The 12,175-nt window shown below is 70.1% G+C and carries 11 protein-coding genes; 2 read left to right on the top strand and 9 right to left on the bottom strand.

All coding sequences use genetic code 11. The features are described from left to right. Positions 1 to 20: 20 nt before the first annotated feature. From Q4V64_RS24585 to Q4V64_RS24615, 7 genes are read right to left on the bottom strand one after another with little or no spacing between them, the layout of a single operon-like run. Positions 21 to 1,319, bottom strand: a complete 1,299-nt coding sequence (locus tag Q4V64_RS24585) for a methyltransferase (RefSeq protein ID WP_303711502.1) — start codon at positions 1,317 to 1,319, stop codon at positions 21 to 23. Next, a complete protein-coding gene (locus Q4V64_RS24590) occupies positions 1,316 to 3,265 on the bottom strand; it encodes an FAD-dependent monooxygenase (RefSeq protein WP_124440949.1) in 1,950 nt (649 codons plus the stop codon). The genes Q4V64_RS24585 and Q4V64_RS24590 overlap by 4 nt, the downstream gene beginning before the upstream one ends. Continuing rightward, positions 3,262 to 4,326 carry a class I SAM-dependent methyltransferase gene (locus Q4V64_RS24595; RefSeq protein WP_124440948.1) on the bottom strand — a complete coding sequence of 355 codons (1,065 nt, stop codon included), beginning with the start codon at positions 4,324 to 4,326 and terminating at the stop codon, positions 3,262 to 3,264. Before Q4V64_RS24595 ends, Q4V64_RS24590 begins: the two co-directional genes overlap by 4 nt. A gap of 17 nt (positions 4,327 to 4,343) precedes the next feature. Then, positions 4,344 to 4,898, bottom strand: coding sequence for a hypothetical protein (locus Q4V64_RS24600; RefSeq protein ID WP_124440947.1), 555 nt, complete (start codon positions 4,896 to 4,898; stop codon positions 4,344 to 4,346). 2 nt (positions 4,899 to 4,900) lie between these two features. Continuing rightward, a complete protein-coding gene (locus Q4V64_RS24605; RefSeq protein ID WP_124440946.1) occupies positions 4,901 to 5,890 on the bottom strand; it encodes a hypothetical protein in 990 nt (329 codons plus the stop codon). Further along, complete coding sequence (locus Q4V64_RS24610) at positions 5,887 to 6,966, bottom strand: GNAT family N-acetyltransferase (RefSeq protein ID WP_124440945.1); 1,080 nt, start codon at positions 6,964 to 6,966, stop codon at positions 5,887 to 5,889. Before Q4V64_RS24610 ends, Q4V64_RS24605 begins: the two co-directional genes overlap by 4 nt. A gap of 20 nt (positions 6,967 to 6,986) precedes the next feature. Further along, entirely contained in the window at positions 6,987 to 7,859 is an 873-nt protein-coding gene (locus Q4V64_RS24615; RefSeq protein WP_348540807.1) for an isocitrate lyase/phosphoenolpyruvate mutase family protein, read from the bottom strand. 267 nt (positions 7,860 to 8,126) lie between these two features. Here Q4V64_RS24615 and Q4V64_RS24620 point away from each other — a divergent pair, with 267 nt between their 5' ends. Next, the gene (locus tag Q4V64_RS24620) at positions 8,127 to 9,227 is read left to right on the top strand and encodes a substrate-binding domain-containing protein (protein WP_124440943.1); all 1,101 of its coding nucleotides are present in this window, start codon (positions 8,127 to 8,129) and stop codon (positions 9,225 to 9,227) included. 641 nt (positions 9,228 to 9,868) lie between these two features. Here the strand turns inward: Q4V64_RS24620 and Q4V64_RS24625 are convergent. Continuing rightward, entirely contained in the window at positions 9,869 to 9,997 is a 129-nt protein-coding gene (locus Q4V64_RS24625) for a hypothetical protein (RefSeq protein ID WP_301184528.1), read from the bottom strand. A gap of 217 nt (positions 9,998 to 10,214) precedes the next feature. Then, positions 10,215 to 10,979 (bottom strand): PRC and DUF2382 domain-containing protein, encoded by a 765-nt coding sequence (locus tag Q4V64_RS24630; RefSeq protein WP_124440942.1) that lies wholly within the window; start codon positions 10,977 to 10,979, stop codon positions 10,215 to 10,217. A 124-nt stretch (positions 10,980 to 11,103) separates the two neighbouring features. Here Q4V64_RS24630 and Q4V64_RS24635 point away from each other — a divergent pair, with 124 nt between their 5' ends. Further along, positions 11,104 to 12,165 (top strand): YihY/virulence factor BrkB family protein, encoded by a 1,062-nt coding sequence (locus Q4V64_RS24635; RefSeq protein WP_124440941.1) that lies wholly within the window; start codon positions 11,104 to 11,106, stop codon positions 12,163 to 12,165. Positions 12,166 to 12,175 lie beyond the last annotated feature (10 nt).

The following is a 12,175-nucleotide window of genomic DNA, read 5'->3' on the forward strand; positions in this document are numbered from 1 at the left end:
CCGGCCCACCGCCCCGCGCCTCAGGCCGGTCCGGGGACGGGACGGCACTCCAGGACGGGCCACTGGTCCTGTCCGCCGATGCCCGTGAGTTCGAACCCACCTCTGCCAAGGAGTTCCTTCCACTCGGCGAGGGTGCGTTCCTTGCCGCCGAACGTCACCAGCATGTGGATGTCCAGCAGCTTGCCGTGGTCGGGGTTGTTTCCGGGCGCCAGCACCGAGTCGAGGACGAGGAGCCGTGCCGTTGAGGCGCCCATCGCCTGGCGGACCCGGCGCAGGATGGTGGCGCACTGTTCGTCCGACCAGTCGTGCAGGATCGACTTGAGCAGGTAGGCGTCGTAGCCGACCGGGACGGACGTGAAGAAGTCGCCGGGCAGGAAGGCGCCCCGGTCGGTCACCCCGAGTTCCTCGAAGGCCTTCTCCACCTGCTCGCGCCCTGACGGCCGGTCCAGGACGATCCCTTGGACACCGGGGTTCCGCTGGAGGAGGCGGCCGAAGAACCAGCCGCTGCCCCCACCGATGTCCGCGATGGTGGGGAACGCGCCGAAGTCGTAGGAACCCAGGTATGCGTCGGTGACGGCGGACGCCACCTGCGCACCCGCCCGGTGGAACAGGGCGTCCTTCTCCGGGTGTGCGCTCAGGTGGTCGAAGACCGGCGCCCCGAACACCCGGTCGAACGCGGGGCGCCCGGTACGGACGCTGTACAGGATCTCCTCGTACTGCCGCCAGGAGATGTCCTCGCCGTGGAGGATGATCAGGTCCCGCATGCTCTGCGGATGGCCCTCCTGGAGCACCTCGGCCTCGGCGGTGAGCTCGAACCGCCCGTCCTCGGTTTCTCTGAACACCCCGACCGACGCGGCGCAGCGCAGCGTCCGGTACAGGGCGTCCGCGTCGGCCCCCGTCTCGGCCGCGAGGTCGGCGGGGGCCATGGGCCCGTCGGCGAGCAGATCGGCCACCGAAAGCTTCGCGAGCACGTAGACCGCCTGTGACGCGTATTTCTGCGTGGCGATCCACAGGGCCCGCATGCCGGTCGGCAGCCGCAGCGGGTCGTCCCACCGCGCCATCTCCCGGTAGTCGCCGTCCCTGTTCTCCCGGCCTACGTTGTCCTGGCCTGCGTTCTCCCGGCCTGCGCTCTCCCGGCCTGCATTGTCCTGGCCTGCGCTCTCCCGGCCTACATCGTCCCGGCCTGCGCTCTCCCGGCCTACATCGTCCCGGCCTGCGCTCTCCCGGCCTACATCGTCCCGGCCTGCGCTCTCCCGGCCTACGTTGTCCCGGCCTACGTTCTCCCGGCCTGCCAGGCCGTCCTCGGCATGCTGCGTCACCGCGTCACCCGGTCCTTTCTCGTCTCTCGTCGCATGTCCCGGGCCGCCGGCGTCCCGGCCGCGTCGGCCACCCCGCCCGGCGCGCCGGCACCGTCGCCCGGCCGGCGCAGCACGCCCACGAGGTCCACGCGCCCGGCGCCGATCGCGGTGTTCGCCGCGTCCCTGGTCCACGGCCCGGTGACCACGGTGGGACAGCGGTACTCGTTGCGGAGGAGGTCGCTCGCCCCGAGTCCGAGCCGCAGGGCCTCACCGGGACCGTCCGCGTCGCCGGTGCCGCGCTCGCCGGGCCCGGGCACCAGGTGGACGGCCGCACGGGCGCCGCGGTCGGCGACGGCGCGGACGAAGTCCAGCACCAGCCGCCCGGCGAGCGTCGAGCGGCCCGCGTCCACGGCTTCGGCCTCCAGCCGCAGGATCACTGGCGAGCCCGTACGGCGGGAGGCGGCGGCCACCGCGGCCGACGCCCGGTCCACGGCGGTCGCCGTGTTCCCCGCGGCTGCGGACAGCCGCCGCAGCAGCGGCCGGAGGTCCACCTCGACCGGCCGGGCGGTCCGCGTATCGAGCCCGGCGAGTGCGGCCACCCCGTCGAGCAGGGCGCGCCCCGCGAGGACGAGGCCGGCCGGGAACGCGGGCTCCTGCGGCCCGGGCTCCCCCAGCAGGCGCGGATCCCGGGCCAGTTCGTCGTCCAGGACGTGCACCGTCCGGCTCGGCACCCGGCACGGTGAGCAGGACGTGCCGGGCCGAACGGCGGGGAAATCGAACGGAACGCTCACCGGCTCGCCGCCGTCCGTCGGGGGTCCGCCACCGAGCGCCCGGCACACCCGCTCGGTGAACGCCGGATCCATGCCGCGCAGCCTGGCGAAGGTGGTGGTGGGCTGGCGGGCGCGCCAGGAGAACGCCAGCTGGCTGATGGGGAAGTGGCGGTACCGCTCGCACCGCTCGAACCACGCCTGGCTCTCGGCGGCTCGCGCCTGCCCCTCCTCCACCGGGACGCGCCGTGCCGCCTCGTAGGCCCGCAGGGCGGTTTCCCGGTCGTCGTGCCGCGCCAGGCAGGACCCCAGTTCGGCGGCGTCCTCGACGGCGAGCCGGGTGCCGAGCCCCACCGAGAAGTGCGCCGTGTGCGCGGCGTCTCCGACGAGCACGGCCTTCGCTCCGGCGGTGTGCCACCGATCGTTGTGGACGGTGGCGAACCGCGACCAGCCGGCCGTTCCGGCGAGCAGCCGGCCGTCACCGAGGTCCTCGGCGAAGACGGACCGCAGGACGGCCAGCGACTCGTCCGCGGACTTGCGGGCGAGACCGCTGCGCTCCCACACGGGCCCGCCGCACTCCACGATGAAGGTGAACCGCCCGGGAGCGAACGGGTAGACCGAGGCGAACATCGTCCCGTACGGCGTGGTGCGCAGCAGCACGCAGGGGCGGAGCCGGTCGCTCTCGGCGGCGAGCCACACGTAGTGGTTGGCCCCCAGGGCCACCCGCGGCCGGAAATCCTCGGCGAACGCGGTCCTGACCTGGCTGTTGACGCCGTCCGCCCCCACCACCAGGTCCGCGCTGCGCACCTGCTCGCGCGCCGCCTCCGGGTCGGCGGCGGCGTGTTCCAGCCTGACGCCGACGTCCTGGCACCGCTGTCGCAGGACGCGCAGGAACACGTCCCGGGTGACGGCGGCGAGGCGGGAGCCGGAGGCCGTGACCTCCTCGTCTCCGCGGCACAGGCTCACCGTGTCCCAGCCGTGCATCGCCGTCCGTACCCTGGCACCGGCCATCGGGTCGATTCCGTCCAGTACGGCGAGCGCGGCGTCGTCGAGCGAGATGCCCCACCCGGCCGACGCCGTCGGGTGCTGTTTGTCGAGGACGGTGATCTCCTCGGCGAGGCGGAGGTTCCGCAGCCGGAGCGCGGTGGCCAGCCCGGCCGGGCCTCCGCCGAGGACGGTGACCCTGTCGAGGGTGCTCACCGCGCCCTGTCCCGGTCCTCGCCCGCGTACGCCGACGTCGCGGCGGGGGCGCCCGCGGCGCCTTTGGTCTCCTCCTCGCCGGCCGTCGCCACCAGGATGTCGGTCAACTCCTGGCGCCGGGTGCCCTGCGGCGGGCGCACCTCCCGGACGGTGCGCGCTCCGGCCTCGGTGAGCCATCTCTCGACGTCTGCGCGCGTGTGCACCCGTCCGTACGCCGTTCGCATCGCCAGGGCCATCGTGTACATCGTCCGTATGCGGGCCGGCGGATCCTCTCCGGAGCGCAGGGTGTCCACGACGATCAGCCGGCCGCCGGGCCGCACGGCCCGCCACATGCGTGCGACCAGGGAGCGGGCCCGGTCCGGTGGTTCCAGGTGCAGGATGTTGGCAAGGATGACGAGCTCGCAGGCGCCCTCGGGAACGGCCGCGGTGTGGTAGTCCCCGGCGACCGTGCGGACGCGCCCGCCGAGTCCGCGCTCCTCGGCCTGTGCACGGAAGCCCTCCGCGACCTCCGGCAGGTCCAGCCCGGTCACGGTCGCCGCCGGGTTGGCCTCCGCGAAGGCCAGGCTCCACACTCCCGACCCTGCCCCCACGTCCAGGATCTCCCCCGTCACGGGCGGCAGCGCGGCGGCACAGGCGCGCGCCAGGTCCGCGAAGATGGGCCGCAGTCCGGGGGCCACCTGACGGTATGTCCGCTGACGCTCCTCCAGGGAACCGTCCATGGTCAGGAAGGGCTTGCCGGACCGCAGGAAGTCACCGGCATGGGCGCTGAGTGCGAGGTGCAGCCGGAGGCCGCCGGGCGTGTCCTTGTCGTACCGCCGTAACGCGTCGGACGCCCTGAACTCCCCCCGCTCCTGGTGCACGAAGCCGTAGGAGGCGAGGAGTTCCAGGGTCATCTCGGTGGCGTACGGCACCAGGCCGAGGCGCGAGGCGAAGTCCTCGGCGGTACCGCTGTCCTCGAGCAACGACTCCAGGAGCCCGGTGCTGAACGACGCCATGAGGCTCATCCAGGCCGGCGCGGTGTCGAGCAGCTGACGATCCGTCACATCACTGTTGATCTCCATGGTGGACCAGCCCCCTGTCAGCCCTGAGGGGTCCGGTCGGTGCCGTCCGGCACGGCGTCCTCGCCCGGCCCCGACAGGACGTTGCCGTGGCGGTCGATCCGCTGCCCGCGGGCGATGGCCGCGCCGCGGGAGCACGCGGTCATGTCGAGGCTGGCGATGGTCATGACGCCGATGAAGTCCGCGAGAAGGTCCTCCGGGGTGCCGATGTCCTCGCCCGCCGCCCTCATCAGCTCCAGCCACCGCAGCCGCTGGTCGTTGGTGACGACGAAGTGGGTGTGCGCGGCCAGCACGTGTGGTTCCCAGGCCGACTGCAGGTCGGGCTCCCCGTAGAGCTTGACGAAGTAGTGGGACAGGCGCCGGATGTGGCTCTCCCACTCTCCGTCGAAGAGCGGAGAGAGCAGGTCGTCCTCGGCGACCCGCTTGTAGAAGGCCGCGGCCAGCCTGCGGAAGAACCGCTCTCCGCCGATGCGCTCGTAGAAGTCGACAGCCGCCCGGCCGGCGGCCTCCAGCGTCACGTCCTCCTCCACCTTCGTCTCGCCGTCGGCGGCGATGAAGACCTTCTGAAGCGGCATGCCTACTCGATCCTTCCGTCGAAGATGTCCGTGCTCGTCACCAGCCTGGCGAGGCGGACCGCCTCGTCGCAGGACGCGCCCAGGAAACTGGCCCGAAGCGCCGGGGCACCGGTGCGGAAGCTCTCACCAGGGCTGAGTGTGAAACCACGCGCCTCCAGCAGGGACAGCGCCCGCCGCTCACTCACCCCAGGGGCGAGGCGCAGGAGAACGTGAGGGGCCGACGGTGCCGCCTGCGGCTCCCCGGCCGCGCCTCGGGAGGCGGCCTCGGCATGGAAGGCCTCGGCCGCCTTGCGGGCGTTGTCCACCGTGTGCGCGACGAGGACGTCCAGGCCGCCTTCGGCGGCGAACAGCGCCCACGCCCGCTGCCACACGGGGGAAGGCGTGGTGCCCAGCAGTTCGGGCACCGCCTCCTCGAAATAGGAGGGGCCGCACACCCAGCCCAGGCGGCACCCATGGCCGGCGATCTTGTGGAACGAGCCCAGGAAGTCGGCGTTCGGCACCTTCCGGAACCCGGGGTCGAACCACAGGTAGGCGCCGTTGACGACGACGCGCCCGCCTTCGGCCGCGCGCCGGGCGAGGTGCTCCCGCAGGGCGGCGTCCAGGGTGGCGCCGTCCGGATTCCGGCCGGGGGACGTCACCCACACCGCACCCGCCGGCGGTACCGCCGGCAGTTCCCGCCAGGTTCGCTCCTCGACCCGCGCTCCCGCGCGCCCGAGCACGTGGAGCACGCCGGGGAAGGTAGGGCGTTCGACGTGGATGACCGGGAACAGCCGGGCGTAGGTCAGGGCGGCTGCCCGCACGCCCGCGGTGATGGTGATCTGCTCCGGCCGCTGCCCGAACCGCGAGCCGATCTCCGCACGCAGTCCCTCGTCTCCCCGCGGTGCGGGGGTGCGCCACACGGACGCCTCGGCCGAGGCCCGGCGGACGCTGTCCTGCCACAACCGCAGCGCCGCGTCGGGCCAGGGCGGCTGCGTACCCGTCAGATCCGTCAACGCTCCCCCTCCCCCAGCCACAGCCCGGCCGCCCGCAGTTCACCGGCCCGGCAGCCCCTCAGCCGCTTGGCCTGTCCCGAGCCGGGCCCGTAGGCGATGAGCCGGATCCCGAGCCGGGGAGCCCGTTCGGCCGGCCAGTAGTACGACGTCGCGAAGTAGGCCAGCCGCGCGGTCCCGGCGGACTGGTCGGCCCCGGTGAGGTACGCGGTCCACACACCGCCGTCCCGCAGCAGCAGCGTGAACCCGACCACCTCTTGCTCCCTCTGCGCTGCCACCACCGTGATGTCGTCGGCGCCGAAGAGCGACTCGACGCGGCGCAGCCTGCTCATCTCCCGCTCGAAGTCGGCGGTGCCGCCGTATTTCTCCACCAGGCCGCAGCGCAGGGCCGCGAGCCGGGGCGCGCAGGCACTCAGCTCGCGCTCACCGACATCGATCCCGCGGGCGGTCAGCTCCCGCATTTCGCGCCGGACGACCGACCGGCGTTTCCTCGGCAGCCGCGCCAGATACCCGGAGAGGTCGTCCCACTCCACCGGCAGCTCCCACGAGGACGTCAGGGGCATGACGGTGAACCCCTTCTCGCCCAGTACGCGGACGAGCGGCTCGGCTTCGCGGGTGAGGTACAGAAAGGACAGGGTCCGCAGTCCGGCCCCGGCGCCCCACTCGACCAGCGCGTCCACCATGCGGCGCAGCGCCTGCCGGCTTCCCGCCCCGGGCCCCACGGGAAAACTCTCGTACCGCGGGAACATGATCAGTCCGGCCGGATACGCCGCCTCGGCGCTCCGTCCGTTCCAGGGGTGGAGGCCGGCACTGCCGAGCCCGTCCCCGACGGCCGCTCCCGACAGAACGGCGAACGGGTCGATCCGCCGATTGGCGGGGGCCGTCTCGATCACCGTGCCGCACAGGGCGACCTCGTCTCCCGGAATTCCGGAGAAGGTGAAGCTGAGCAGTGGGCCCGGAAACCGGTCACTGTCCAGGGAAATCCAATGGGGCCGTGCGGTGCCGGAGGCGCCGCCGGCCACGCGGGACCAGTCGTCGGGCAGGCCGCGAGCGACCCGTAACTCTCCGACAGCGGCCACCGCCGTTCCTCCCGGCCTCCTCACTGCTGGAAGCTCAGCCAGGAGTCGGTTCCCTGCAGTTCGAAAATCTCCTTCACGGGCGCGATCCTGTCCTCCACCAGCGACGTGGACCCGGAATCCCGGATCGCGGCCAGCGTTTCACCCACGGCCTGTACCGCCGACCGCAGCCCGTGATTCGCGTAAATCACCATGCTGGCGCCCTCTCTCTCCAGTTCCTTGGCAGATACCTCGTGGTACGTGGTGGGTACGACGACCACAGGCGCCCGCCGCTGCCATAACCGGAGAAACTCCATGACCTGGTCCGGGTTTCTGTCCTTCGAATGCACGAGGATGGCGTCGGCACCGGCCTCGGCATATTTTTCCGCCCTGCGCAGCGCCTCGTCGACGCCACGTCCTGCGACCAGCGCCTCCGTCCTCGCCACCAGCAGGACGTCGTCGCGTACCGCGGCCTTCTGGCCCGCGTGCAGTTTCCTGCAGAAGGCGTCGGGGTCGATCAACTGCTGGTCCACCGACATGAAGCTGTTTCGCTTGGGAAATACCTTGTCCTCGATACAGACCGCCGCGACACCGGATCGCGCCGCTTCCCGTACGAGCCGCGCGACGTTTATCTCGTCGCCGAACCCCGTGTCACAGTCGACGATGACAGGAATCGAGACCGCGTCGCTGACGTAATGAGAACTTCCGAGAAGTTCGGTCATCGTCAGCAACCCCACGTCCGGAAGGCCGAAACTGGCGGAAACCTCCAAGCCCGAAACCCATACTCCATCGAATCCGGTGCGCTCAACCACCCTTGCGCCGAGAGCATTGTGCACTCCGACCACACGGGTTATGGATTGCTCACGGAGAGAGCGCCGAAGTAGGCGACGCGAATCCATGCAATTAACACCTTCCATAAGATGTCACGTCGGGGATTGCTCGTACATCTGGGATTGCCCGTGCACAGGAAGATGATTTTATGTTCAGCCAAACTCGTGTGTCTACAGTACGAAAGTCGCAGCAGGAGGGCTTCATAAGGCATAGGCAGGGGCGACTTTCGGATAGGCGCACTGTGCACGGGACCGCTGCGCACCACTCCAAGGCAGCGGGTGTCCTGTCGGCCTCCGGTGGCCCTCGAGCCACTCCCGTGGTGGACTCGCAGGGGGGTAGTAGGAGGCCGGGAGATGCGTACCCGTATACGTGGTGTTGTCGGCGTCGTGACAGCTGTGTCACTGGCCATCGGTCTCGCCGCCTGTGGGGTGTCCGGCGCATCCGGTGAATCCGGCGGCTCGGGCAGGACCCTGACGATAGGGCTCCTGCTCCCGGGCTACGGCGGAACCACCCGCTGGGAGCAGTTCGACAAACCCCTGATCGAGCAGAAGATCAAGGACCTGTGCGCCGACTGCACGGTGGAGTACGCCGACGCCCGGCTGAACGCGGCCACCCAGGGCCAGCAAACGGAGGCGATGATCGCCAAGGGGGTCGATGTCCTGATCCTCGCTTCCGTCCACGCCGAGGCGATCCGCTCTTCGATCAGAGACGCCCACGCGGCGGACATCCCGGTCGTCGCCTACGACCACCTCGCGGAGGGCCCGATCTCGGCCTACGTCTCCTTCGACCCCCACGACATCGGCGAGCTCCAGGGCAGGGCACTCCTGGAGGCGCTGGGCGACAGGGCTCGCGACAGCCAGATCGTCATGATGAACGGCGACCCCATCAACCCGGAATCGGACGCGTTCAAGCAGGGCGCGCTCTCCGTCCTCGAGGGCGAGGTCGAGATCGCCAAGGCCTACGACACACCCGGGTGGGAGATCTCGACCGCCAACCAGAACATGAAGAACGCCATCTCCACCCTCGGCGCCGACAGCATCGACGGTGTCTACGCCGCCAACGACTGGCTCGCCTCCGGCGTCATCTCCGCCCTCAAGGCCGCCCGCATCGACCCGTTGCCACCGGTCACCGGTCAGGACGCTCTGGTCTCGGCCATCCAGCGCATCGTCACCGGAGAGCAGTACATGACCGTCTACAAGTCCTACACGAACCAAGCCGCCGCGGCCGCCGAGATGGCCCTCGCCCTGGGCCGCGGCGAGAGCCTCGACCCGATCGCCAATGACCGGGTCGACAACGCCACCACCAAGGACATCCCGGCCGTCGTACTCCCCGCGGTTGCCGTGACCCGGGACAACATCGAGGACACCGTCGTCAAGGACGGCTTGTACACGATCGACCAGATCTGCACGCCGAGGATCAAGGCGGCTTGTGATGAGGCCGGACTGACGTCGTGAGGGCTGTTCACTCGGCCGGCAGAGCGGCCGGCCCGGGTGCGCGGCGCGGGCGGGCCATCCGCATCCACGGCTCAGCCGTGCGCTCGTGCCGTGAGGTACGGATCCCGGCGCAGGACTTCGCGGCTGCCGAGGTCTACGACCCTTGACAGGCCCGGCCCTCATGGGTGGGGTTTTCCTTCGCGGGGGTGGAACAGATCTGCCAATCCCCGATCCCGGCCTGAAACGCCGCAGCGTCCGAGCCGGCTGGAGCCGGTCCGGACGCTGCGTGGCAGGTCAGAGGGAGTACCTCGTCACCCGCACCGTAGGCCGTGTGGGACTCGAACCCACAACCAATGGATTAAAAGTCCTGGCGTGATCTTGCTGGGTGGTTCCGGACGCTGCTTCGGGGTCCGGAACCACCTGGTCAGGACAGGTGGTGCACCCTGCTGAGTCCGCGCCGTGATGGGCTGTGCCACATCATCCGCTCACGCATCGCTCACGCACGGTGGGCCGTTGAGCAGCAGCTTTGCTCCGCAAGGACGACGCACCTTCGCCGCCCCAGCCTGGTCGGCAGCGGCTGTGACTCGTACATGCCCTGACGGCGAGCTACCGACCACTCAGCGTTTCGAGCCCTTCCCCTTCACGCCGGGACGGCGGTGTGTTCAGTGGTTCAGGCTCGGGAACAGGTCCCTGTCCTCCCAGTCCGGGGAGAACGCCTCCAGCATCGTCTCGTAGTGCTGGGAGAGCCTGTGGTCGACGCGGGTGAGGCAGTCGAGATGACGCTGCTCCACTCAAGGTCGAGTACGTCCACCGGCACGCCTTCGCCACCCGCACCGAGGCCCGGATCAGGATCGCGACCTGGATCGCGGACTTCTACAAGGGGTGGTTCTCACCACCTCGGCGTCCTCCGTTGCACTGCGCTCTGTGGACGCCCAGGGGCCAATCCGCGAGTGCCGCAGCGGCGGCCCCGGGTGGTCGGCGTCGGCTCGAGCCAGCCCGGAAGACCGTTCACCGCCGGCGCTTGTCGTCCTCGTCAGGAACGTCGGCTTCGATCTTCTCCTTGCGGACCTTTCCGGTGACGGTCTCCTGCTCGGTTTGCTCGTCGGTGGTGAGCCGGACTCGCTCGACTGGCTCTGTCTCGGTCTGCGTCACGGGGCGCTCGGCGTGCAGGGTCACTTCGTGCTCGCCTTCGCTGATGTCCGGGCCGGCCGTGGCGGCGTCGCGGTTGGCGTCGGTGATCGGTTCGCGTTCGACGCGAACCTCCTCATGACGTACGGGGACGGTCTGCTGGACTTCTTCGGTGACGACGTACTTGCGCAGTCGCGCCCGGCCGGCCTCGTAGCGTTCGGTACCGACGTGCATCTGCTCCTCGGAGCGGGTCATCGCGTCATCCGTGCCTCTGGCCTCGCGGCCAGGGCCGGGCTGTGGCTGGTTGGCCCGCTGCCAGGCGGCGTCCCAGTCGATGCCGTAGTGCTCGTACAGGCGGTGCTCTTCCTCTCCGGACAGGTGCCCGCCGGCGTCGACGTCGACCTTGGGGGCGTCCTTGACCGTGTCCTTGGTGTACGGGACTTCCAGGTAGCCCTCGACCAGGCTGGCATCGGAGATCGGTGCGAAGGACTCGCTCGTGCCGAACAGGCCGGTCTTGATGCTGACCCAATCCGGCTGGGTGGTCGCATCATCGATGAACACGTGCTTCGCGTCGCCGATCTTGTTGCCGTCGGTGTCGTAGACCGGGCGGTGCAATATGGTCGGGATCTGCTCTCGGGTGATCATTACGATCGCCTCTCTGTTGGTCTCCCGACCCGACTAACCTCACGAAACATCACAAAACACACTTCTTGCCCTGGTATGTCGCGAATGCAGGTATGGGCGATGGCCAGCCGGATACTCGTGCGGAATGGTACGGACGGCGAAACGCCATGGAAGGCACGGCGGGCACGGTGCGACCGGCCAGAAGGCCGAGACCGCGCGGGCACCCGAGGCCGGGCCGGACGAGCAGGTGGAGCAGCAGGCGCCGGACACTCCGACGGACCTGCCCAAGAACTCCTGGAAGGCAGTGCTGAAAGGCACCTTGAAGGAGTTCAAGCGGGACGAGCTGACCGACCGGGCCGCAGCGCTGACCTACTACGGGATCCTGGCGCTGTTCCCGGCCCTGCTGGCGCTGATCTCGCTGCTCGGGGTCGTCGGACAGTCGGCGTCGCAGCAGGTGCTGGACAACATCCAGAACCTGGCCCCGGGGGCTGCGCGGGATGTCCTGCGCAACGCGGTGCAGCAGATGCAGGGCAACGCGGGGCTCGGCTCGGTCATGGCGATCGTGGGTCTGTTGCTCGCGGTGTGGTCGGCCTCCGGCTATGTCGCCGCGTTCATCAGGAGCGCGAACGCGGTCTACGACGTCCCGGAGGGCCGCCCGGTGTGGAGGGTGCTGCCCGTCCGTGTCGGCGTGACGGTGGTTCTGATGGTCCTGGCCGTGGTCAGCGCGGTGATCGTCGTGTTCACCGGCAGCCTGGCCCGGGAGATCGGCGCGGCGCTGGGGGTCGGCGACACGGCGCTGACGGTGTGGTCGATCGCGAAGTGGCCGGTGCTGGCGGTCCTGGTCACGATCATGATCGCGATCCTGTACGGGGCGACGCCGAACGCGAGGATCCGCGGCTTCCGCTGGATCACGCCGGGCAGTTTCCTGGCCCTGGTGATCTGGCTGATCGCCTCGGCCGGGTTCGCGGTGTACGTGGCGAACTTCGCCTCGTACAACAAGACCTACGGCACCTTCGCCGGCGTGATCATCTTCCTGGTGTGGCTGTGGATCACGAATCTGGCGATCCTGTTGGGCCTGGAGTTCGACGCGGAGCTGGCCCGACAGCGCGCCGTCGCCGGCGGTCACCCGGCCGAGGAGGAGCCGTACGTCCAGCCGCGCGACACCCGGAAGTGGGACGAGGAGGACCGCCGCCGTCTTGAACCCTGAGCGGAGGGTT

It is taken from the genome of Streptomyces sp. NL15-2K, assembly GCF_030551255.1.
GTDB lineage: Bacteria > Actinomycetota > Actinomycetes > Streptomycetales > Streptomycetaceae > Streptomyces.